The organism is Ottowia pentelensis (genome assembly GCF_964341695.1).
This window is the reverse complement of record NZ_OZ224513.1, coordinates 989,825-1,012,533: the sequence shown is the minus strand read 5'-3', so window position 1 is coordinate 1,012,533 and position 22,709 is coordinate 989,825. Positions and strand designations below refer to the sequence as shown.

General features: G+C 71.1%; 20 protein-coding genes. 4 read left to right on the top strand and 16 right to left on the bottom strand.

Features of this window, described 5'->3' with window-relative positions:
- Window positions 1-6: 6 nt before the first annotated feature.
- The 3 genes from ACWHMB_RS04800 to ACWHMB_RS04790 are packed head-to-tail and all read right to left on the bottom strand — an operon-like array spanning window position 7 to window position 2,466.
- Window positions 7-660: a hypothetical protein gene (locus tag ACWHMB_RS04800; protein WP_377482732.1), complete on the bottom strand. Its 654-nt coding sequence runs from the start codon at window positions 658-660 to the stop codon at window positions 7-9.
- The gene (locus ACWHMB_RS04795; RefSeq protein WP_377482730.1) at window positions 657-1,652 is read right to left on the bottom strand and encodes an MlaD family protein; all 996 of its coding nucleotides are present in this window, start codon (window positions 1,650-1,652) and stop codon (window positions 657-659) included. Before ACWHMB_RS04795 ends, ACWHMB_RS04800 begins: the two co-directional genes overlap by 4 nt.
- 10 nt (window positions 1,653-1,662) lie before the next feature.
- Window positions 1,663-2,466 carry an MlaE family ABC transporter permease gene (locus tag ACWHMB_RS04790; RefSeq protein ID WP_293223821.1) on the bottom strand — a complete coding sequence of 268 codons (804 nt, stop codon included), beginning with the start codon at window positions 2,464-2,466 and terminating at the stop codon, window positions 1,663-1,665.
- A gap of 151 nt (window positions 2,467-2,617) precedes the next feature.
- On the opposite strand from ACWHMB_RS04790, the gene ACWHMB_RS04785 reads away from it, so the two are divergent.
- Both ACWHMB_RS04785 and ACWHMB_RS04780 read left to right on the top strand, forming a co-directional pair.
- A complete protein-coding gene (locus tag ACWHMB_RS04785; RefSeq protein WP_377482961.1) occupies window positions 2,618-3,985 on the top strand; it encodes a polyhydroxyalkanoate depolymerase in 1,368 nt (455 codons plus the stop codon).
- Between the two features lie 29 nt (window positions 3,986-4,014).
- Window positions 4,015-4,650 carry an RnfABCDGE type electron transport complex subunit B gene (locus ACWHMB_RS04780; protein ID WP_293223818.1) on the top strand — a complete coding sequence of 212 codons (636 nt, stop codon included), beginning with the start codon at window positions 4,015-4,017 and terminating at the stop codon, window positions 4,648-4,650.
- A 188-nt stretch (window positions 4,651-4,838) separates the two neighbouring features.
- Here ACWHMB_RS04780 and ACWHMB_RS04775 read toward each other — a convergent pair whose 3' ends face one another.
- From ACWHMB_RS04775 to ACWHMB_RS04730, 10 genes are all read right to left on the bottom strand, one after another.
- Window positions 4,839-6,389 (bottom strand): DHA2 family efflux MFS transporter permease subunit, encoded by a 1,551-nt coding sequence (locus ACWHMB_RS04775; RefSeq protein WP_293223816.1) that lies wholly within the window; start codon window positions 6,387-6,389, stop codon window positions 4,839-4,841.
- 79 nt (window positions 6,390-6,468) lie between these two features.
- Window positions 6,469-7,743, bottom strand: a complete 1,275-nt coding sequence (locus tag ACWHMB_RS04770) for an efflux RND transporter periplasmic adaptor subunit (protein WP_447648458.1) — start codon at window positions 7,741-7,743, stop codon at window positions 6,469-6,471.
- Between the two features lie 17 nt (window positions 7,744-7,760).
- Window positions 7,761-9,224, bottom strand: coding sequence for an efflux transporter outer membrane subunit (locus tag ACWHMB_RS04765; RefSeq protein WP_447648457.1), 1,464 nt, complete (start codon window positions 9,222-9,224; stop codon window positions 7,761-7,763).
- The gene (locus tag ACWHMB_RS04760; protein WP_377482723.1) at window positions 9,221-9,724 is read right to left on the bottom strand and encodes a MarR family winged helix-turn-helix transcriptional regulator; all 504 of its coding nucleotides are present in this window, start codon (window positions 9,722-9,724) and stop codon (window positions 9,221-9,223) included. Before ACWHMB_RS04760 ends, ACWHMB_RS04765 begins: the two co-directional genes overlap by 4 nt.
- A 106-nt stretch (window positions 9,725-9,830) precedes the next feature.
- Complete coding sequence (locus tag ACWHMB_RS04755; RefSeq protein WP_377482721.1) at window positions 9,831-10,886, bottom strand: 2-oxoacid:ferredoxin oxidoreductase subunit beta; 1,056 nt, start codon at window positions 10,884-10,886, stop codon at window positions 9,831-9,833.
- Complete coding sequence (locus ACWHMB_RS04750; RefSeq protein ID WP_377482719.1) at window positions 10,883-12,712, bottom strand: 2-oxoacid:acceptor oxidoreductase subunit alpha; 1,830 nt, start codon at window positions 12,710-12,712, stop codon at window positions 10,883-10,885. The genes ACWHMB_RS04755 and ACWHMB_RS04750 overlap by 4 nt, the downstream gene beginning before the upstream one ends.
- Window positions 12,709-14,541 (bottom strand): FAD-dependent oxidoreductase, encoded by a 1,833-nt coding sequence (locus ACWHMB_RS04745; RefSeq protein ID WP_377482717.1) that lies wholly within the window; start codon window positions 14,539-14,541, stop codon window positions 12,709-12,711. The genes ACWHMB_RS04750 and ACWHMB_RS04745 overlap by 4 nt, the downstream gene beginning before the upstream one ends.
- Before the next feature lie 129 nt (window positions 14,542-14,670).
- Entirely contained in the window at window positions 14,671-15,147 is a 477-nt protein-coding gene (locus ACWHMB_RS04740) for a VOC family protein (RefSeq protein WP_293219791.1), read from the bottom strand.
- A gap of 87 nt (window positions 15,148-15,234) precedes the next feature.
- A complete protein-coding gene (locus ACWHMB_RS04735; protein ID WP_377482715.1) occupies window positions 15,235-16,512 on the bottom strand; it encodes an acyl-CoA dehydrogenase family protein in 1,278 nt (425 codons plus the stop codon).
- 130 nt (window positions 16,513-16,642) lie between these two features.
- Window positions 16,643-17,554, bottom strand: a complete 912-nt coding sequence (locus ACWHMB_RS04730; protein ID WP_447648456.1) for an NAD-dependent epimerase/dehydratase family protein — start codon at window positions 17,552-17,554, stop codon at window positions 16,643-16,645.
- A gap of 47 nt (window positions 17,555-17,601) precedes the next feature.
- Here ACWHMB_RS04730 and ACWHMB_RS04725 point away from each other — a divergent pair, with 47 nt between their 5' ends.
- Together ACWHMB_RS04725 and ACWHMB_RS04720 are read left to right on the top strand one after the other, a co-directional pair.
- A complete protein-coding gene (locus tag ACWHMB_RS04725; RefSeq protein WP_377482711.1) occupies window positions 17,602-18,648 on the top strand; it encodes a CDP-6-deoxy-delta-3,4-glucoseen reductase in 1,047 nt (348 codons plus the stop codon).
- Between the two features lie 173 nt (window positions 18,649-18,821).
- Entirely contained in the window at window positions 18,822-19,793 is a 972-nt protein-coding gene (locus tag ACWHMB_RS04720; RefSeq protein ID WP_377482708.1) for a Bug family tripartite tricarboxylate transporter substrate binding protein, read from the top strand.
- Here the strand turns inward: ACWHMB_RS04720 and ACWHMB_RS04715 are convergent.
- The 3 genes from ACWHMB_RS04715 to ACWHMB_RS04705 are packed head-to-tail and all read right to left on the bottom strand — an operon-like array spanning window position 19,751 to window position 22,709.
- Window positions 19,751-21,052: an NnrS family protein gene (locus tag ACWHMB_RS04715; protein ID WP_377482706.1), complete on the bottom strand. Its 1,302-nt coding sequence runs from the start codon at window positions 21,050-21,052 to the stop codon at window positions 19,751-19,753. The genes ACWHMB_RS04720 and ACWHMB_RS04715 overlap by 43 nt on opposite strands.
- Window positions 21,049-21,900: an ABC transporter ATP-binding protein gene (locus ACWHMB_RS04710; protein ID WP_377482703.1), complete on the bottom strand. Its 852-nt coding sequence runs from the start codon at window positions 21,898-21,900 to the stop codon at window positions 21,049-21,051. The genes ACWHMB_RS04715 and ACWHMB_RS04710 overlap by 4 nt, the downstream gene beginning before the upstream one ends.
- Window positions 21,897-22,709, bottom strand: coding sequence for an ABC transporter permease (locus tag ACWHMB_RS04705; protein WP_377482701.1), 813 nt, complete (start codon window positions 22,707-22,709; stop codon window positions 21,897-21,899). The genes ACWHMB_RS04710 and ACWHMB_RS04705 overlap by 4 nt, the downstream gene beginning before the upstream one ends.

Genomic DNA, 22,709 nt, shown 5'->3' with positions numbered 1-22,709 from the left:
GCGCGCTCAGGGGCGCGCAGGCGACTGCACCAAATCCATGCGCCGCCCGATGCGCGCCGCCTCGGCCGCGTCGCCGCCCTGCTCGGCGCGCTGGCGCTGCACGCCCAGCCAGGCCAGCAGCGGGCGGCGCCAGCCCTGGCTGGAGGCGGTGTCCACCGCCTGCCCGACCACGGCGGGCGTGGCGCGGCCCTGGCGCAGCAGCACGGCGGCGGCGATCAGGCGCGCCAGCGGCTCGTCGATGGCCGCCACGTCGGTGCCGCCGGCCGCCACGGCGCGGTGCTGCGGCGGCAGCTGGGGCGCGTCGGCCGGCGCGGCCTGGCCGGCCAGGTAGCGGGCGTAAGCGCGCTCGGCCGCGCTGGCGTCGCCGGCCAGCGCGTCGAAGCCGGTGCAGGGCGCAAAGTCCAGGCTGGCCACCTGCACGGCGCAGCGGTTCAGCTCGATGCGCGCCACCAGGTCGGGGCGGCCGGTGCGCGCGGTGTCGGCGCGGGCCTGCTCGAACTCGCGCGGCGCCACCCGCGCGTCGCCGCTCAGATAGGCCTCGGCAAAGCGCTGCACGTGGCCCAGGGCGCTGAGGCTCCAGTCGGGCACTTTCGGGCCGCTGGCGCAGGCGGACAAAGCGCCAACAGCTATCAAAACAATAGTCATGCGAGGCGGCGTCATGGCAGCGTCACCTCTTGCTGCTTGGGCGCGAAGGGCCACTTGCGGTTCAGCTCGGCGATCAGCGCGTCGATCTTGCGCAGGCTGCTTTCCACGTCGGCGCGCAAGTCGCCCAGGCCGTCGGTGGCGCCGCGCGCGTTGGCGGCCACGCCCTGCACCTCGGCCAGCACGGCGTCGACCTTCTGCACGCTCTGGCGCGCCTCCTGCAGCAGGCCGTTCAGCTGGCGCACGGCCTCGTGGCTGTCGGCCAGCAGGCCTTTATCACCCAGCACCTGGCGGTCGGCGCGCGCCACCAGCGCGTCGACCCGCTGCAGCAGCTGGTTGCTGCGCGTCAGCAGCTCGCCCACGCGCTGGGCGTCGGCGGCGTTGCCGGTGAGCGCCGCCACCAGCCCGCCCTGGCCCTGGTTCAGGCGCGCGCTGAAGGTCTGCAGCTGGCCCAGGGTCTGGCCCAGCGCGCCGTCGCTGGCGGTCAGCCGCGCCACGTTTTGCAAGACATCGCGAACGTCGGACATCATCTTGGGGATTTCGGCCGACACGTCGCCGCGCAGCACCATGCGCTCGGCGCCCGCCGGCAGCGGCGGGTCGTCGGGCACGCCGGTGAAGGCGCGCAGCCGCGCCGCGCCGACCACGCCGCGCTCCAGCGTGAACACGCTGGAGCTGCGCAGCCAGTGCGCCTCGCGCACCGGCACGTCGACCTGGATGCGCACCGTGCCGCTGCCCACCAGCTCGATGCTGCGCACGCGGCCGATCGGAAAGCCGGCAAAGCTCATGTCCATGCCGACCACCACGCCGTCCGAGTCGTCGGTGCTCAAGTACAGCGGCTGCGTCTGCTCGAAGGCGCCGCGCGCCCACATCAGGTACAGCGCGCTGCCCACCAGCAGCAGCGCCATGGCGATCAAGAGCAGCACCGCGCGCCAGCGCACGGCGCGCGCCTGCGCGTCGGACAGCGGCAGCTCGGTCGCGTCGGGGGTGGGCGTGGCGTCGTCGGTGGGCATGGCGCAGGGCTCAATAGTAGTTGCCGACCAGCGCCGCCATCTCGATCAGCAGCATCAGCACGAACATCTGCACCAGGCCCTGCAGCTCGACGCTGGTGCGCGTGCGCTTGCGCGGGATGTCGCGCAAGGCGTTGGCCACCGGCAGCAGCGCCACCGTGAGCGCGAACAGCCCGGTCTTGAGGCCGAAGATCAGCGTCACGGCGGGGTTGAAGATGTGCCCCACCGCGCGGTTGTAGCGCGGCAGCGCCGCCAGCGTGAAGCCGTAGACCGCGACGTAGGTCAGCAGCAGCGAGATCACGCAGCTGACGGCCGCCAGCAGCGACACCGCCAGCACCCCGCCCAGCACGCGCGGCAGCACCTCGCGCGCCAGCGGGTCCTGCCCCTGCGCGCGCAGGCGCTCGAAACCGCCCGCGCGGCGCCACTTGAACAGCTGCGAGCCGCCCGGAATGCTGTAGTCCACCGCCACGTACAGCGCCGCCACCAGCGGGATCAGCTCCAGCACCAGCACGCGCACCACCGCATCCATGGCGTAGGGCTCCAGGCCGTAGGCAAAGGCCGTGACCACCACGATGCGGATCACCACCACGTTGAACAGCGCCATCAGCACCGTGAAGCCCGGCAGGCCGGGTGCCGCCGCGCGCTCGATCTCGCGCAGCACGCCGGCGCCGGCCTGCGCGCGATAGCTGGACGGCGAAAAAGCCAGCACCATCAGCTGCGCGCCGGTAAACAGCACCAGCCACCAGCCCGCCAGCGCCCCCAGCAGGCCGCGCCCCGCGCCCAGCAGCCAGCCCCCAAGCATGCCCGCACCCGTCATGGCGCCGATGATAGCGGGCGCCCCGGGGCGCCCGCCTGTTGCCTTCGTCACGAAAACGCGCCGCCGCTGTCGCTTTAGACACTCCGATCCAGTGCAAAGCGCCTCGCGCTGCGCTATATTGCAATGCAACAATTTGTCGGCCCAGACTGCCATGCTCTATCACATCTACGAGGCGCAGCGCGCGCTCATCGAACCCTTTGCCGAAATCGCCGACGCCACGGCCAAGTTGTTCAGCAACCCCCTCATGCCCTTTGGTCAGCTGCCGGCGTCGCAGCGCGTGGCCGCGTCCTACGCGCTGTTCCACCGCCTGGGCAAGGACTACGAAAAGCCCGAGTTCGGCATCCGCCAGGTGCCGGTCGACGGCGTTCAGGTGGCCATCGACGAGCGCATCGAGATCGACAAGCCGTTTTGCGAGCTGCGCCGCTTCAAGCGCTTCTCGGACGACCCGGCCACCCTGCTCAAGCTCAAGGAACAGCCGCCGGTGCTGATCGTGGCGCCGCTGTCGGGCCACCACGCCACCCTGCTGCGCGACACCGTGCGCACCATGCTGCAGGACCACAAGGTCTACATCACCGACTGGAAGAACGCGCGCCTGGTGCCGCTGTCCGAGGGCGAGTTCCACCTCGACGACTACATCAACTACGTGCAGGAGTTCATCCGTCACCTGCAGTCCAAGTACGGCAACTGCCACGTGATCAGCGTGTGCCAGCCCACGGTGCCGGTGCTGGCCGCCATTTCGCTGATGGCCAGCCGCGGCGAAACCACGCCGCTCACCATGACCATGATGGGCGGCCCGATCGACGCGCGCCGCTCGCCCACCCAGGTCAACAACCTGGCCACGCAGCGCAGCTTCGCGTGGTTCGAGAACAACGTCATCTACCGCGTGCCGCACAACTTCCCGGGCGCGGGCCGGCGCGTGTACCCGGGCTTTCTGCAGCACTCGGGCTTCGTGGCCATGAACCCCGATCGCCACGCCACCAGCCACTGGGACTTCTTCCGCGACCTGGTGCGCGGCGACGAGTCCAGCGCCGAGACGCACCGCAAGTTCTACGACGAGTACAACGCCGTGCTCGACATGGACGCCGACTACTACCTGGAGACCATCAAGACGGTGTTCCAGGACTTCAGCCTGATGCAGGGCACCTGGGACGTGCGCTCGCCCGCCGGCAAGATCGAACGCGTGCGCCCGCAGGACATCACCGGCACCGCCCTGCTCACCATCGAGGGCGAGCTCGACGACATCTCCGGCTCGGGCCAGACCGAGGCCGCGCACGACCTGTGCACCGGCATCGAGCGCAAGCCCGGCCGCCACTACGAGGTGCCGGGCGCCGGCCACTACGGCATCTTCAGCGGCCGCCGCTGGCGCCAGCAGGTGTACCCGCGCGTCAGGGGCTTCATTGCCGACCACCCGCTGCCGCCCGGCGCCGCCAGCGTGCCCAGCGCCAGCGTGACCAAGCTGGACGCCCGCGCGGCCCGCGGCAGCGCCAAGAGCGCGCGCGAAACCCAGAAGGCCGCCTGAGCCGCGCGGCGCCCGCGCGCCGAGCCCACGTGACCCCGACCGAGACCCTGGCCGCGCGCGTGCTTGACGCGCTGCCGCAAACCCAGTGCACGCGCTGCGGCTACCCGGACTGCGCCGGCTACGCGCAGGCCATCGCAGCAGGCCAGGCTGACATCAACCAGTGCCCGCCCGGCGGCGCCGAGGGCGTGCAACGGCTGGCGGCGCTGACCGGCCGGGCCGCCCAGCCGCTCGACCCGGCCAACGGGCAAGAAGGCCCGCGTGGCGTAGCCTGGATCGACGAGGACTGGTGCATCGGCTGCACCCTGTGCATCGCCGCCTGCCCGGTGGACTGCATCGTCGGCAGCCCCAAGCACATGCACACCGTGATCGAAGCCGACTGCACCGGCTGCGAGCTGTGCGTGCCCGCCTGCCCGGTCGACTGCATCCACATGCAGGCCGTCACCGGCGCGCGCAGCGGCTGGGATGCCTGGTCCAGCGAGCAGGCCCGCTCGGCCCGCGCGCGCTACGCCGCCACCCAGGAGCGACGCCAGCGCGCGCCCGTCGTGGTGCCGGAGTCCATCGACGACGCCGACGCCAGCACGCCCCCCGCTGCCGCGCCCGACCGCAAGCGCGCCCTGATCGAAGCCGCGCTGGCGCGGGCACGCCAGCAACGCCCGGGGCCGTAGGTCGCGGATCGGTTACCGATTGGGCGACGTCCCGCCCGAATGCCGTCCAAGCCCAAGAGCCAGGTGGCCGCGGAGCAGGCCAGACCCGTGATCGCCGTGGCCGGGGTTTCCCCGGCCACTGGCGATGCCCCCTCGAGGGGGGATGCCGCAACATCGCGCAGCGAGTGGAGCAACGGGGGTGAGCCCCTTCAATGCGCGCCGCCGGCCTCGGCCGTGGCGCTGCCGCGCACGCGGCGCGTGATCCACACCAGCGGGATCAGCGCCAGGAACAGCAGCGCCGACAGGTAGAAGATTTCCTGCGTGGAGATCATGAAGGCCTGCTGCGTCAGCAGCCGGTCGATCAGGCCCAGCGACTGCTGGTGGCCCAGGCCCAGGGCCTGCATCTGGTGCAGGGTCTGCTCGACCACCGGGCGGCCGTTGTTGATGCTCTCGGCCAGCTGCGCGTGGTGCAGGGTGGCGCGGTCTTCCCAGGCCGTGGTGGCGATCGACACGCCGAACGCCCCGGCCGTGATGCGCGTGAAGTTGGACAGCCCCGCCGCCGCCGGAATGCGCGAGGGGTGCAGGCCCGACAGCGTGATGGTGACCAGCGGAATGAAGAAGCCCGCCATGCCGATGCCCTGGATCAGGGTCGGGATCATGATGGTGACGAAATCGGTCTCCACCGTGAACAGCGAGCGCAGCCAGAACACCCCGAAAAACACCACGAACGAGGCCGTCACGTAAAGGCGCGGATCGACCCGGTGCATGGTCACGCCCACCACCGGCGACAGCACGATGGCCATCAGCCCCACCGGCGCCAGCACCATGCCGGCCTGGGTGGCGGTGTAGCCCATGTACTGCTGCAGCCACAGCGGCAGCAGCACCACGTTGCCGATGAACACGCCGTAGCCCACGGCGGTGGTCAGCGCGCCCGACCAGAAGTTGCGGCCGCGAAACAGCGACAGATCGACCACCGGGTGCTTCTCGGTCAGCTCCCAGGCCAGGAAGAACGCGAAGCCCACCACGGCCGCCACGGCATAGGCGACGATCTGCGGCGAGGCGAACCAGTCCAGCTCCTTGCCCTTGTCCAGCATCAGCTGCAGCGCGCCCACCCACAGCACCAGCAGCGCCAGGCCGACGTAGTCGATCGGCAGGCGCAGCGTGGGGGTTTCGCGCTGGCGGTAGATCGCCCAGGTGACGGCGGCCGCCACCAGGCCGATCGGCACGTTGATGTAGAAGATCCAGGGCCAGCTGATGTTGTCGGTGATCCAGCCGCCCAGGAGCGGCCCCATGACCGGCGCCACCAGCGTGGTGATGGACCACATGGCCAGCGCCAGCCCGGCCTGGCGCGGCGGGTAGCTGGACAGCAGCAGGGTCTGCGACAGCGGAATCATCGGCCCCGCCACGAAGCCCTGCAGCACGCGAAACACGATCAGCATGGTCATGTTGGGCGCCATGCCGCACAGCCAGGACGTGAGCACGAACAAGAGCACGCTGGCCATGAACAGGCGCACCTGCCCCATGCGCTGCGTCAGCCAGCCGGTGAGCGGCACGGCAATGGCGTTGGCCACGGCAAAACTGGTGATGACCCAGGTGCCTTGCACCGGACTCACGCCCAGGTCGCCCGCGATGGCCGGCAGCGAGACGTTGGCGATGGACGAGTCCAGCACGTTCATGAACGTGGCGGCCGACAGCGCCAGCGTGCCCAGCACGCGGGCGCTGCCCTGCAAGGGCGGATGCGTGACGTGAGCGGCGCTCATGCGACGGGCCCGACGGGCAGGTTGATATTGTTTTTATAGCTGGTAGCGCTTGACTGGCGGGCGCCAGCGGCCGATTTCATCAAGAACCCTTGGCCGCCGCGCGGCCGAGGTTGCGCGCGATGATCTGCTGCACGCGCTGCTCGGCGCCCTGGCCCGCGTCGGCGAACACCGCCGTCTTGGCCCGCGGCTCGGCGCGCGTGGCGTCGGTCAGCTCGGGGCCGCTCTGGTCGCTCACGTCCACGCGCGCCAGCATCGACAGGCCCACGCGCAGCGGGTGCGTCTTGAGCTGCTCGGGCTGGAGCGCGATGCGCACCGGCACGCGCTGCACCACCTTGATCCAGTTGCCGGTGGCGTTTTGCGCCGGCAGCAGGGCCGAGGCCGCGCCGGTGGACACGCCCAGGCCGCTGATGGTGCCGTCGAACTCGACCTTGCTGCCGTAGGCATCGGCCGTCAGGCGCACCGGCTGCCCGATGTGGATGCGGCGCAGCTGGTTTTCCTTGAAGTTGGCGTCCACCCACACCTGCTCCAGCGGCACCACGGTCAGCAGCGGCGTGCCGGCGGCCACGCGCTGGCCCAGCTGCACGGTGCGCTTGCCGACGTAGCCCGACACCGGCGCCGGCAGCACGGTGCGGTGCGCGGCCAGCCAGGCCTCGCGCAGCTTGGCGGCCGCCGCCAGCACGCTGGGGTGCTGCGCCACCGGCGTGCCGTCGGTCAACGCCTGGTTGCTGGCCAGCTGCTCCTGCGCCGCGCTGACGCCGGCCTGCGCCGCTTTCAGCATGCTCTGGGCGGCGGTGACCTGGGCGCGCGCATGGGCCAGCTCCTCGCCCGACACCGCGCCGCCACCAGCCAGGCCCTGGCGCCGCGCCAGGTCCTGCTCGGCGGTGGCCAGCTGGGTGCGCGCCTTGGCCACGTCGGCCTCGCGCAGGCGCACCTGGGCGTCCAGCGCGCTGTTGTTGGCGTACAGCGTGCGCACCTGGCGCACGGTCTGGCCCAGCGCGGCCTCGGCCTGCGCCAGCGCCAGCTCGGCGTCGGCGCCGTCCAGCTTGACCAGTGGCGCGCCGGCCTGCACGCGGTCGGTTTCGTTGGCGTAGATGGCCGTCACCGTGCCGCCGATCTGCGGCGTGATCTGCACCACGTTGCCCTGCACATAGGCGTTGTCGGTGTCCTCGTAGTGCGCCAGCACCAGCCAGTCGTACACGCCCCAGGCCAGGCCGCACAGCAGCACCACGGCCGTCAGGCCCAGCAGCACGCGCTTGCGCCGGCCGTTGCCGCCGCCCTCCTCGTCGGCCGGGATTGCTTTGTTTTCAGGAGCGCTCGGCGCTGATGGGGCGCCGGCTTGCGTGGGTTCTGACATCGAATCTTCCCTTTGGTTCAGTGGCTGCTGGCCGCTGTGGATGCCTGGGCCTCGGGGGCCTGCGCGGCCGGCTGCCAGCCGCCGCCCATGGCCTGCGCCAGGCCCACCTGCGCCAGCAGCGCCTGCGCGCTCAAGTCGACCGCCTGGCGGCGCTGCGCCAGCACGGCGTTTTCGGCCACCAGCACGTTCAAGTACGTGGCCAGGCCGGCGCCGTAGCGCTGGCGCGCGATGGTCCACGCCGCCTCGGCTGCCTGCAGCGCGGGCGCCTGCTCGCCCTGCTGGCGCGCCACGGCCTGCACGGCCAGCGACTGGTCGGCCACGTCGCGCATGGCGTCGATCACGGTGGCGTTGTAGCTTTCGATAGCGGCGTCCTCGTCGGCCACCTGGCCGCGCAGGTTGCCGCGCAGGCGCCCACCTTCGAAGATCGGCAGGCTGAGCGCCGGGCCCACGCCCCACTCGGCACTGCCCGAGCGCAGCAAGTTGCCGAAGCCCAGGCTTTGCAGGCCGATGAAGCCGGCCAGGTTGATGTTGGGATAGAACTGCGCGCGCGCGGCCTGCACCTGACCCTGCGCGGCCTGCACGCGCCAGCGCGCGGCGGCAATGTCGGCGCGCCGGCCCAGCCAGTCGGCGCTGAGCTCGTGCGGCACGGCCAGCGCCTTCAGCTGCGCCAGGCGCGGCGGCTGCAGCCCGGCGGGCAGGCGCGGCTGGCCCAGCAGGGCCGCCAGCGCGTGGCCGGTGGCCTGCTGCTGCTGCTCCAGCGCGGCCACCTGGGTGCGCGTGTCGGCACGGCTGCTTTCGTTCTGGCGCACCGCCAGCTCATTGTCCAGGCCGGCGCGGGTGCGCTCGCGCGCCAGCTGCAGCATCTGCTGCTGCTGCGCCAGCGCGCGCTCGGCCAGCGCGTGCTGGTCCTGCAGGCGCGCCCACTGCACGTAGGTGCGCACCACGTTGGCGGCCAGCAGCACGCGCGCGGCGTCGTGTTCGGCCTGGGCGGCGCGCGCCTGGCCGATGGCGGCCTGCAGTTGGCCGGCGTTGCGGCCGAAAAAGTCCAGCGCCCAGCTGCCCTGGGCCTGCAGGTTGCCCAGGCTTTGCACCGAGCCGCCCAGCGGCGGCGGGTAGATGTAGTTTTCCGAGAAGCGCTGGCGATTGAGGCCCAGCGTGCCGTTGACCTGCGGGCCGTCGGCCGCCTGCACCACGGCGATGGCGCTGTCGGCCTTGGCCACGCGGGCGCTGGCCACGCGCAGGTTGGGGTTGTCCTGCAGCGCCTGGGTCACCAGGCGGTCGAGCTGAGGGTCGCCCAGCTGGGCCCACCAGTCGGCGGCCGGGGCCAAGGCAGTGTCGGCGTTGGCCGCCGTGGTCGGCAGGCCCAGCGCGGCGGCGTCACGCAAGGTGGCGCTGGGCGCGATGCCGCCGGGGTTGGCGCAAGCCGTCAACAGGGCTGCCGCCAGCGCCGCGGCCAGCATGCCAGTGCGATGAGAAGTCATGATGCGTCCTTGTGGACCGACAGGGCCTGGGCGGCCTCGGTGAGGCGAGCCAACAGGGCCTGAAACTGCGCCCATTCCTGCGGCGTGAAGCCGGCCAGAGCCTCGTTGTACACCTCGCACAGGATGCGCGGCACGCGCTCGGCCACGGCCGCGCCGGCCGGGGTCAGCCGGATGTGCACCACGCGGCGGTCGCTCTGGCTGCGCACGCGCCGGCACAGGCCCTTTTTCTCCAGCCGGTCGAGCAGGCGCGTCATCGAGCCGGCATCCACCGTGCACACGCGCGCCAGCTCGGCCACGGTGTCGGCGTGGCCCGCGTGCACCTTGTGCAGCGGCAACCACTGCGGCAGCGTGGAGCTGCCGGGGTCGATCTGCTCGTTGACGCGCTGCGCCAGCGCCAGCTGGGCGCGGCGCAGCAGGTAGATCAGGCCGCTTTCGGCGCGCGCGTGCTCGGCCACGTAGTAGCGCGGCGGCTGGGCAGGCAAGGGGGATTGGGGCGACATGGCGGCGGCTCGACCTCGGCTGAATCGAGCGGCCGCGATTATTGTTTGCCTATGCAAACATTGTCAAGTCAGAGTTTGGCGTCGTTTCGATCCGACGGGCCAGGCTTCAGCGCCAGCTCGCGTTCAGCCGCTCCAGCGCCGCCGCGCCCGGGCACAGGTCGGCCGTGCCCAGGCTGTTGAGCGGCCGTGCGCTGGTGTGCTGGGCGGCGTGCAGGTCGCCCGCTTCGGCCTCCAGGTACAGCAGGCCGGTGACCAGCTCGCCCTTGGCGGCGTGGCCCTGCATGTAGGCCATGGCGGCCACGCGGTCGGTGGGGTCGTAATCGGTGTGCAGCTTTTTCAGGCGCAGCGTGGTGCCGTCGTGCTGCTCGACGTCGATCACCTCGCCGGGCGCGTAGTCCACCGTGATTTCCTGGCGGCCCAGGATCAGGTCGATGCGGCTGACGGCCTCGTTGTGCTCGCGCACCCAGTCGTAGCTGCGCGTGCTGCCGGCGTGGTTGTTGAAGGTGACGCAGGGGCTGATGACGTCGATGAAGGCGGCGCCGCCGTGGCCCATGGCGGCCTTGATGAGCGGCACCAGTTGCGCCTTGTCGCCCGAGAAGCTGCGCGCGACGAAGCTGGCGCCCAGCTGCATGGCCAGGCCGACCAGGTCGACCGGGCTGTCCTGGTTGACCACGCCCTTCTTGCTCTTGCTGCCCTTGTCGGCGGTGGCCGAGAACTGGCCCTTGGTCAGGCCGTAGACGCCGTTGTTCTCGACGATGTAGACCATGTTGACGTTGCGCCGCATGGCGTGCGCGAACTGGCCCAGGCCGATGGAGGCCGAGTCGCCGTCGCCCGACACACCCAGGTACAGCAGGTCGCGGTTGGCGAGGTTGGCGCCGGTGGCCACGCTGGGCATGCGCCCGTGCACCGAGTTGAAGCCGTGGCTGGCGCCCAAAAAATAATCGGGCGTCTTCGACGAACAGCCGATGCCCGACAGCTTGGCCACGCGGTGCGGCTCGATGTCCAGCTCCCAGCAGGCCTGCACGACGGCCGCCGAGATCGAGTCGTGCCCGCAGCCGGCGCACAGGGTGGACACCTTGCCCTCGTAGTCGCGCCGGGTGTAGCCCACCTTGTTGGGCGTGAGCGTGGGGTGGTGCAGGCGCGGCTTGGCGATGTAGGTCATGACTTGATCTCCTGCGGTGCCACGACCGCCTCGTGCACGTGGTCGGTGATGTATTGGGTGATGAAGCGCGCGGTGATCGGCGTGCCGTCGAAGTGCAACACGCGCTGCAGTTTGGCGGGCGGGATTTCCAGCTCGTTGATCAGCATGGAGCGCAGCTGCGCGTCGCGGTTTTGCTCGACCACGAACACCGTTTCGTGCGCGTCGATGAACTCGCGCACGCTGGGCGAGAACGGAAAGGCGCGCAGCCGCAGCGCGTTGAGGTGGATGCCCTGGCTGCCCAGTTCGTCCAGCGCCTCGTGCATGGCCGGGCTGGTGGAGCCGAAGAAGATCACGCCCAGCCGCGTGCGCTTGGCCGCCGGCCGCGGCTGCGGCGGCGGCACCAGGGTGGCGGCGGTGGCGAATTTTTTGAGCAGACGCTCGACGTTGTAGACGTAGTCGGGCCCGCGCTCGGAGTAGCGCGCGTAGGGGTCGCGCGTGGTGCCGCGCGTGAAGAAGCTGCCGCGCGTGGGGTGCGTGCCCGGCAGCGTGCGCCAGGGAATGCCGTCGCCGTCCACGTCCTTGTAGCGGCCGAAGTCGTGCGTCTCCAGGTCTTCGGCCGTCATCACCTTGCCGCGGTCGAACTGGCGCGCGTCGTCCCAGGCCAGCGGCTCGCACAGGCGCTGGTTCATGCCGATGTCGAGGTCGGTCATGACGAACACCGGCGTCTGCAGGCGGTCGGCCAAATCGAGCGCGGTGGCGGTGAGCTCGAAGCACTCCCTGGGGTCTTCGGGGAACAGCAGCACGTGCTTGGTGTCGCCGTGCGAGGCATAGGCGCAGGCCAGCAGGTCGGCCTGCTGGGTGCGCGTGGGCATGCCGGTGGACGGCCCGCCGCGCTGCACGTTGATGAGGGTGACCGGAATTTCGGCGAAGTAGGCCAGGCCGATGAACTCGGTCATCAGCGAGATGCCCGGCCCCGAGGTGGCGGTAAAGGCGCGCGCGCCGTTCCAGCCCGCGCCCACCACCATGCCGATGGAGGCCAGCTCGTCCTCGGCCTGCACGATGGCGTACTTGTGGCGCCCCTCGTCGTCGACGCGGAACTTGGCGCAGTAGCTCATGAAGGCCTCGGCCACCGAGGTCGAGGGCGTGATCGGGTACCAGGCGCACACCGTGGCGCCGCCATAGACCGCGCCCAGGCCGGCGGCGGTGTTGCCGTCGATGAAGATGCGCTGGCCCACGCGGTGCGAGCGCTCGACGCGAATGGGCAGCGGGTGCGCCAGGTTTTCGCGCGTGAAGTCGCGCCCCAGGTTCAGCGCCTGCACGTTGGCGGCCACCAGCTTGTCCTTGCCCTTGAACTGCTCGCCCAGCAGCTGCTCGATCACGGCGGCGTCGATGTCCAGCAGCATCGACAGCGCGCCCAGCGCCATGATGTTCTTGAACAGCTGGCGCTGGCGCGGGTCGCTGTAGACGGCGTTGCAGATCTCGGTGAGCGGAATGCCGATGACGCCGATGTCGTCGCGCAGCTCCTCGCGCGGACGCACGCGCGTGCTGTCGTACAGCAGGTAGCCGCCGGGCTCGATCTCCTCCACGTCGGCGGCCCAGGTCTGCGGGTTCATGGCCACCATCATGTCGATGCCGCCACGCCGGCCCAGGTAGCCCTTGGCGCTGACGCGCACCTCGTACCAGGTGGGCAGGCCCTGGATGTTGCTGGGAAAGATGTTGCGCGGGCTGACCGGCACGCCCATGCGCAGGATGGCCTTGGCGAACAGCTCGTTGGCGCTGGCCGAGCCCGAGCCGTTGACGTTGGCGAACTTGATGACGAAGTCGTTGACCGCCGCGATCTGATTCATGGACGAGCTCCCTTGCCATTGGCGCCGATGGTGTGCGAGGCACCGCCCGCCTTGGTCATGGACAGGAACCACCGCTGCATGTCCCACGCGCCGGTCGGGCAGCGCTCGGCGCACAGGCCGCAGTGCAGGCACACGTCCTCGTCCTTGACCATCACGCGGCCGGTCTGCACCGGCGGCGACACCAGCAGGTCCTGCGTCAGGTTCAGCGCCGGCGCGCTCAGCCGGCCGCGCAGCTCGGCCTCGTCGCCGTTGCCGGTGAAGGTGATGCAGTCCATCGGGCAGATGTCGACGCAGGCATCGCACTCGATGCACAGGTTGGCGCTGAACACCGTCTGCACGTCGCAGTTGAGGCAGCGCGAGGCCTCCTTGAAGGCGGTGCGCGCGTCGAAGCCCAGCTCCACCTCGACCCGGATGCTGCTCAGCGCCTGCTCGGCCTGCGCCCACGGCACCTTGTAGCGCTGGTCGTTGCTGGGGTCGTTGTCGTAGGCCCACTCGTGGATGCCCATCTTCTCCGACACCAGGTTGGTGAAGGGTGGCGGGCGCTCGCTCACCGGCCGGTCGTTGAGATAGCGGTCGATCGACACCGCGGCCTCGTGGCCGTGCGCCACCGCGGTGATGATGTTCTTGGGCCCGAAGGCCGCGTCGCCGCCGAAGAACACCCGCGGCAGGCTCGACTGGAACGTGCTTGGATCGACCACCGGCATGCCCCATTCGCCAAAGGCGACGCCGACGTCGCGCTCGATCCATGGAAAGGCGTTTTCCTGGCCGACGGCGATCAGCACCTCGTCGCATTCGAAGAACACCTCGGGCTCGCCCGTGGGCACCAGCTGGCGCCGCCCCTTGGCGTCGCGCTCGGCGCGCACGATCTCGAAGCTCATGCCGGTCAGCCGGCCGCCCTCGTGCACGAAGGCCTTGGGCACGTGCATGTTGATGATGGGAATGCCCTCGTGCTGCGCGTCTTCCTTCTCCCACGGCGAGGCCTTCATCTCGTCGAAGCCGCTGCGCACGATGACCTTGACGTCCTCGCCGCCCAGCCGGCGCGCCGAGCGACAGCAGTCCATCGCCGTGTTGCCGCCGCCCAGCACGATGACGCGCTTGCCGATCGAGGTGACGTGACCGAACGAGACCGAGGCCAGCCAGTCGATACCGATGTGGATGTGGGCCGCCGCTTCCTGCCGGCCAGGCAGCTCCAGGTCGCGCCCGCGCGGCGCGCCGCTGCCGACGAAGACGGCGTCCCAGCCCTCGTCCAGCAGCGCCCGCAGCGAGTCGATGCGCTGGCCGGGCTTGAACTGCGGTCCGAGGGCGAAGATGTAGCCCGTCTCCTCGTCGATCACGCTCTCGGGCAGGCGAAAGCGCGGAATTTGCTGGTGCATGAAGCCGCCGGCCTTGGCCTCGGCGTCGAACACCGTCACCGCGTAGCCCAGCGGCGCCAGGTCGCGCGCCACCGTGAGCGAGGCCGGCCCGGCGCCGATGCAGGCCACGCGCTTGCCGTTGGGCTGCGCCGCCGGCTGCGGCATGCGCGCCGCCACGTCGCCCTTCAGGTCGGCGGCCACGCGCTTGAGGCGGCAGATGGCCACCGGCTCGGGCTTGGCGGCGTTGGCCTCTTCCACCCGCCCGCGCCGGCAGGCCGGCTCGCAGGGGCGGTCGCAGGTGCGCCCCAGGATGCCCGGAAACACGTTGGACACCCAGTTGATCATGTACGAATCGGCATAGCGCCCCTGCGCGATCAGGCGCAGGTATTCGGGCACGGGGGTGTGGGCCGGGCAGGCCCATTGGCAGTCCACCACCTTGTGGTAGTAGGCCGGGTTCTTGGTGTCCGTCGCTTGCATCAGCCGTCTCCTTGATTCGCATGCGCCGCCTGGAGGCGGTCTGTGTGTAACGATCAGTTTAAGACAACGCCCCCAGCGCCTGCGAGCGGTGGGGGCGTTCGGTGTCGGAACCGCACCACGTCGACGCAGTCAATCGCGCGGCAGCGCCGCATGGGCGGCAATCACCTCGGGCGGCGCCTGCACCAGCTCGATCAGCACGCCCTCGCCCGAAATCGGAAACTCGTCGTTGGCGCGCGGGTGCAAGAACGTGATGTCGTGGCCGGCCGCGCCCTTGCGGATGCCGCCCGGCGCAAAGCGCACGCCGCGCGCCGTCAGCCATTCGACCGCCCGCGGCAGGTCGTCGATCCACAGCCCCACGTGGTTCAGCGGCGTGGCGTGCACGGCCGGCTTCTTGTCGGCATCGAAGGGTTGCATCAAATCCACCTCGACCTTGAACGCGCCGCGCCCCATGGCGCAGATGTCCTCGTCGACGTTTTCGCGCTCGCTGCGAAAGGTGCCGGTGGGCGTCAGGCCCAGCATGTCCACCCACAGGGTCTGCAGGCGCTTCTTGTCCAGCCCGCCGATGGCGACTTGCTGGATGCCGAGAACTTGGAAGGGACGGGTCATGGGCGGGCTCCGAAACGGCAGGCGGGCCACGGCGTGGCCCGATCGATCAGGGCAAAGAATAGCAGCGCCCGGCGCGCCGGCGTGGCCTCACGCATCGTCCAGCGCGCCGTCGGGCGGCATCCAGCGCTGCAGGTGCAGCACGTTCTCGCCGCGGTGCGCGCGGCTGTTGGCCAGCTCCTGGCGCGCGATGGCGCGCAGGTGCACCTCGTCGGGCCCGTCCATGAAGCGCAGCGCACGGCCCCAGCTCCACAGGCTGGCCAGCGGCGTGTCCGGCGTCAGGCCGACGGCGCCGAACACCTGCATGGCACGGTCGAGCACGCGCGTCTGCAGCTGCGCGGCCACCAGCTTGATGGCCGAGACGTCGACGCGCGCGGCGGCGTTGCCCTGCACGTCCATGCGCCAGGCCGCGTGCAGCACCAGCAGGCGCGCCTGGTCGATCTCGACGCGGCTCCAGGCGATCCAGTCCTGCACGTTGGCGAAGTCCGACAGATGCCGGCCGAAGGCCATGCGCTCCAGCGCACGCTCGGCCATCAATTCGAGCGCCAGCTCGCACTGGCCGATGGTGCGCATGGCGTGGTGCACGCGCCCCGGCCCCAGGCGCGCCTGCGCCATGGCAAAGCCCTCGCCCTCGGCGCCCAGCAGCTGGTCGGCCGGCACGCGCACGCCCTGGAACACGATCTCGCAATGCCCCTCGATGGCCTGGTGCTGCATCACCGGGATGTTGCGCACCACCTGCACGCCCGGCGCGTCCATGGGCACCAGCAGCAGGCTGTGGCGCCGGTGCGCGGGCGCATCGGGCGCGGCGTCCGACACGCCCATCACGATCGCCAGGCGGCAGTGGGGATGCGCCGCGCCGGTGGTGAACCACTTGCGGCCGTTCAACACATAGCCATCGCCGTCGCGGGCGATGCGCGTGCCCAGGTTGGTCGGGTCGGACGAGGCCACGTCCGGCTCGCTCATGGCAAAACATGAGCGAATGCTCCCCTGCAGCAGCGGATCGAGCCAGCGCGCGCGCTGCGCCGGCGTGGCAAAGCGGTGCAGCAGCTCGATGTTGCCGGTGTCGGGCGCGCTGCAGTTGAACACCTCGCTGGCCCAGGGCACGCGGCCCATCGCCTCGGCCAGCGGCGCGTAGTCCAGGTTGCTCAATCGGGTGCCGGGCTCGTCGTCCTGCAGCTCGGGCAAAAACAGGTTCCACAGCCCGGCGGCGTGGGCCTGGGCCTTCAGCGGCTCGATCACGTCCAGCGGATAAATGCCGGCCTCGGCCCAGCGGCGCCAGTCGCGGTGCGAAGGCAGCACCAGGTCCTGCATGAAGCGCTGCAGTTGCGACTGCAGCGCCTGCGCGCGCGGGGAAAGGGCGAAGTCCATGACGGCACTGTAGGGCGCCGGGCCTCTGCGTCAAGTCAAACGCGGATGCGTGCGGGACAGCGTGAGTGGAGATCCAATTTCAAGCCAAATCGGCCTGCAGCGCCCGATCCATCTGCGCAAGCAGCTCTGCTTATGATAGCAATCCGGTGTCCGGCCCCGGGTAGCGCAGGCGCAGGCGCAGCTCGCGCTTGAGGCGCGTGTTGTCGATGCGGCGGGACTCGCCCATGAAGCTCAGCATCAGGGGCGACAGGCTGTCGCTCGCCGTCGCGCGGTTCACACGCGGCGGACGCGGCAGACCATACAGATCGGCCGCCAGCTCGTAGTACTCGCCCATCTTGAGGCGGCTGTCGTCGCCCGCGTTGACGACGCGCTGCGGCCGGCCGCGCCACAGCGCCAGCACGCAGGCGCGCGCCAGGTCGTCGGCGTGGATGTGGCCGGTGTAGACGTCGTCGGCCGCCGCCAGCACCGGCGTGCCCTTGAGCAGGCGTTCGCGCGCGCCGCCCGCGCGATCGGGCGCGTAGATGCCGGGAATGCGCAGGATGCCGACGCGCGCGCCGACGGCGCGGCCGAAGCCCCGCACCTCCGCTTCGGCCGCGGCGCGCGCCTGGGCGCGGATGGTTTGCGGGTGGATCGGCCGCGTTTCGTGCACCAGGGCGCCGGCGCAGTCGCCGTACACGCCGGTGGTCGAGCCATACACCAGCGCCTGCGGCGCCCCGCGCCGCGCCAGCGCGCGCAGCAGCGCGCGGGTGCGCGCGTCCTGCGGTGCCGCGCCGGGCGGCGGCGCCAGATGCAGCACGCGCGGCGCCAGGCCGGCCAGGCGCTGCAGGCTGGCGGGGGCGTCCAGGTCGCCCGCCAGCGGCGTGACGCCGAGCGCGCGCAGGCGCGCCGCGTTGGCGGCCGAGCGCACCAGCGCCAGCACGCGCACGCGCGGCAGCAGCCGGCGGGCCACTCGCGTGCCGACGTCGCCGCAGCCGACCACCAGCACGCGCGGGCGCCGAAAGCGCGCCGGCAGCGCGCCGAGAGGGCTTTGGTTTGAGGGCAAAATCGGTTGAACGACGCGACGCGGATCGCGCAAGGATACCCAAGCCCATGCCCTACACCATCACCGTGCAGCCCAGCGGCCGCAGCTTCGAGGCCGACGCCGGCGAGCCGATGCTGACGGCCGGCATCCGCCAGGGCATCGGCCTGCCCTACGGCTGCAAGGACGGCGCCTGCGGCTCGTGCAAGTGCAAGAAGATTTCGGGCCACGTCAAGCATGGCACGCACCAGAGCAAGGCCCTGAGCGCCGAGGAAGAAGCCGCCGGCTACGTGCTGACCTGCTGCGGCGTGGCGCAAAGCGACGTGGTGCTGGAGTCGCGCCAGGTCACGCACGCGGGGGCGTTCCCGATCAAGAAGATGCCTGCGCGCGTGGCCGAGCTGGAGCGCCTGGCGCACGACGTGATGCGCGTGCGCCTGCAGTTGCCGGCCAACGATGTCATCCAGTACCACGCCGGCCAGTACATCGAGATCATCCTGCGCGACGGCAGCCGCCGCAGCTACAGCATGGCCGGCGCGCCGCACACGCTCACGGCCAGCGGCGTGCCCATGGTCGACCTGCACCTGCGCCACATGCCCGGCGGCAAATTCACCGACCACGTGTTCGGCGCCATGAAGGCAAAAGAAATTTTGCGCATCGAAGGCCCCTACGGCAGCTTTCGCCTGCAGGACGACAGCCCCCTGCCGATCGTCTTCCTGGCCTCGGGCACCGGCTTTGCGCCCATCAAGGCCATCATCGAGCACATGCAGTTCATGGGCATCACGCGCCCGGCCGTGCTGTACTGGGGCGGGCGCCGCCCGCGCGACCTGTACATGGACGCCTGGGTGCGCGGCAAGCTGCTGGAGCTGCCGCACCTCCAGTACGTTCCCGTGGTGTCCGACGCGCTGCCCGAGGACGAATGGCAAGGCCGCAGCGGCTTCGTGCACCGCGCCGTGCTGCAGGATTTTCCCGACCTGTCGGGCCATCAGGTCTACGCCTGCGGCGCCCCCATCGTGGTCGACTCGGCCCGGCGCGACTTCGTGCAACAGGCCGGCCTGCCCGAGTACGAGTTCTACGCCGATGCCTTCACCAGCGAGGCGGACAAGGTGCATCAGCCCTGACGCCGCACACAGACCCCAACAGCCGAACGCAGAGGGCGCAGAGAATTCGCAGAGGGCGCAAAAGAGAAATTCAAAATGGTTTTTTCTGCGTCCTCTGCGAAACCTTTGCGCCCTCTGCGTTCAAAAATCCCAGTGACCCATCACACCCAAAGCTTCCACAACACCCAGACGCCATGAAACGACGCACCCTGCTCTCCTCCACCCTCGCGCTGGCCGCCGCGCCGGCCTTCGCCCAAGCCCCTCAAGGCAGCAAGCCCATTCGCCTGATCGTGCCCTACGCGCCCGGCGGGCCGCTGGACATCACCTCGCGCGTTCTGGCCGAGCAGGTGCAGGCCAAGCTGGGCACGGTCATCGTCGACAACAAGCCGGGCGCGGGCGGCAACATCGGCTCGGACCTGGTGGCCAAGGCGGCGCCCGACGGCCTGACGATCGGCATCGCCGCCGTGGCCACGCACGCCATCAACCCCTGGCTGTTCAGCAAGATGCCGTTCGATGCCGCCAAGGACTTCGCGCCCATCACGCAGATGGTGCGCGTGCCCAACGTGCTGGTGATGAACGCCGACACCGCCAAACGCCTGAACATCAAGACGCTGGCCGAGCTGATCGCCTACGCCAAGAAGAACCCCGGCAAGCTCAACTACGGCTCGGGCGGCAACGGCTCGGCCGGGCACCTGGCGGGCGAGATGTTCAAGCAGGGCGCGGGCATCTTCGCCGTGCACATTCCCTACAACGGGGGCAACCCGGCGCAGCTGGCGCTGCTGGCCGGCCAGGTCGACTTCAACATCGACAACCTGGCCACGGCCGCGCCCAACATCAAGGCGGGCAAGATCGTGCCGCTGGCGGTGACCACCGCCCAGCCCTCGCCCCTGCTGCCCGGCGTGCCCACCATCGCGCAGACGATCCCGGGCTTTGCCATCGACATCTGGTGGGGCCTGGTCGCCCCGGCCGGCACGCCGCCCGAGGTCATTGCCCGCTTGAACGCCGCCTTCACCGAGGCGCTGCGCACCCCCGCCACGCGCGAGCGCTACGCCCTGCTGATGGCCGAGCCCGTGCCCACCACGCCCGAAGCCTTCGGCCAACTGATGGCACGCGAGCGGGCGCGCTACGAATCCGTCGTCAAGGCCTCGGGCGCGCACGTCGACTGACGCGGCGCCGAAGCGGGCGCCGGTCGCGGCGGCGGCAGCCCGTCGCAGCCGCCGCCCCCGTCGGCGCGCGGGCGCCAGAACACCGGCAGCATGCGCATGCTTTGCAGCGCGAAGGCGGCGCACCACAGCGCCGCCGCCACGCCCATCAACGCGGCCGGCGCCAACGCATAGGCGCTGGCGCGGGCCAATGCGGCGGCCACCAGCAACGCGGCGCCCCAGGGCACCCAGGGGCGGCCGCTTTTTTCCAGCCCGCTGTGGGTGTAGCCGGCAATGGCGATCACCAGATAGACGTTCAGCCCCAGCACGCCGGTGGTGAGCACATGCAGCCCGGCGTTGGGGCTGAAGCCACCGCCCAGCAAGGCCAGGCCGGTCAGCGCGTAGCCCAGGGCCATCAGCACATACACCACATACAGCAGCAGCGGCCAGCGCCGCAGCAACGGGCGGCCCACGTGCCAGTCGTTCAGCAGGTTCAGCGCCGCCGCCGCCGCGGCCAGGGCCAGCCAGGCGCTGACGGGGCCACCGGGCCGCGCGAACTCGGCCAGCGTGTACCCGCTGATGGCCAGCAGCGCCAGGTTGCGCCGCGGCGGGCGCGCCAGGTAGGGCTCGCGCGCGCGGCCGTCGGCCGCCACCTGCGCATCGATGCTGGCGTTGACGATGCTCATCGAGATGCGGCTCATGGCGATCACGATCAGCCCCATCCAAACGCCCACCAGCGCGTGCAGCCAGCGCGTGGGCGCCACGCCCCGCAGCGCATCGACGTAGAAGCCCGCTGCCACGAAGGCCAGCAGCGCCAGCGCCCACAGAAAGGCCACGTGGCGCCGCCCGGGGTCGCGCAGCAGGCGCGGGGCCAGCAGCCCCATCAAGCCGCCGATCAGGCCCAGCTGCGCCAGCGCGGCCACGGCCAGGCCGACCAGCGGCCACCAGCCGCTGTACCAAAAGCCCAGGCGCCCCGCCAGCCACAGGCCCACCAGCACACGCACCGGGCGCGCGCCAAAGGCCGGCGTGCGGGTGAACTCGGGCACCGAGGTCAGCACGAAGCCCGCCGCGCCCGCCAGCGCAAAGCCCAGCAGCAGCTCGTGCGCGTGCCACACGAAGGGGCCGCCCGGCACCGCCGGCAGCGGCCAACCCAGCAGCAAGAAGCCGCCCCACAGGCCCATCAGCGCCCAGCCGGCGACCAGCGCGAGCATGAAGAAGGGCCGAAACGGGCACAGCCACAGTGGGTGCGCCGGCGACCAAGGCACCGCTCGCGCCGCGCTCACAGCAGCACCTCGCAGCCGTCGCGCGGCGCGCGCTGCACCGGCGCCACGGCCCGACCCGCGGCCAGGTCCTGATCGAAGCCGGGCTCCGTCGGCAACGGCGCCGGCGCCAGCAGCGGCGGCAGATCGAAGGCCCGGCGCACCGCGCCCTGCGCCAGCAACCGAGCGGTCTGCCGGTGCACCCAGGCGTCGTCGCGGTGGCCGGCTGGCACGGGCAGATCGAGCCGCCAGCGCAGGCGGGCCGGTGCGCCGGCCAGCACCAGCACGGTGTCGGCCAGGGCCACGGCCTCCATCACGTCGTGCGTGATCATCAGCACGGCCAGCGGGCGGCGCGCCTGCTCGGCCAGCAGCAGGCGATGCATCTGCTGCCGCATGCCGATGTCCAGCGCCGAAAAGGGCTCGTCCAGCAGCAGCAGGTCGGGCTGCAGCACCAACGCGCGCGCCAACGCGGCGCGGCTTTGCATGCCGCCCGACAGCTGGGGCGGAAACTGCGCCAGCGCCAGCTCGTCCAGGCCCATGGCCCGGCCCATGGCGCGCGCGGCGGCCTGGCGCGCGGCCCGCGCCACGCCGCGCGCCTTCAGGCCCAGGGCGATGTTGTCCAGCACGCTCTTCCAGGGCAACAGCTGGGGCTGCTGAAACAGCATGGCCGTGCACGCAAAGCCGTTGGCAATGCGGCCCTCGCGCACCGTCAGCAGCCCGGCGCACAGGTGCAACAGCGTGCTCTTGCCGCTGCCCGAGGGCCCCACCAGCGCCAGCGTGCGGCCGGCGGGCAGCGTCAGGTCGATGTGCTCCAGCACCGCGCGCGGGCCGAAGGCGTGGGACAGGCCCTGAACCTGCAAACCGGCGGTCATGCCGGCCCCGCGCTCACGCCGCCGGGCTCGCGCCAGCGCTCGATCTCGCGCTGGATGGGCTCCAGCAGCAAATATTCAAGTGCCAGCAGGATCAGCACCACCGCACCGATCCAGGCCAGCGTGGCCGGCATGTCGAGCTGCGCGCGGCTGGTGGCCAGCATGGCGCCGACGCCGCTGTCCGACGACAGCAGCTCGGCCATCACCACCACCTTCCAGCTGATGCCCAGTGCCACGATCCAGGCCGGAAACAGGTAGGAGACGACGTGCGGCACATAGACGTCGAGCACGCGCATGCGCCAGGGCAGCCGGTAGGCGCACGCCAGATCGCGCCAGTGGCGCTCCAGCGTGCGCGCGCCCTGCATGCCGCCGACGAAGACGATGGGAAAGCAGGCGACGAAGACGGTGAACACCGGCGTGCCGTCGCCGGTGCCGAACCACAGCATGGCCAGCACCAGCCAGGCGATGGGCGGCGTGCCCAGCAGCACCGTGACCCAGGGGCGCGCCAGCATCGAGGCCGTCATCGACACGCCGGCGGCCAGGCCCAGCGCGCTGCCGGCCGCCACCGCCAGCGCCAGCCCCACGAAGGCGCGCCGCGCGGTGATGGCCAACGTGGGCCACAAGGCGCCGCCGTGCGCCATCCAGCCGCCGAGCGTGCGCGCCGTCTGCAGCGGCGTGGGCAGCACCAGCGGCCCGTAGACGGCGGCCAGCGCCTCCCACAATGCCACCCCCATCAACAGGCTGGCGATGGCGCCCCAACCGCCCCACAGGTAGCGCGCCAGGCCGGTCAGCCCGCGTTGCGGCCAGGCCAT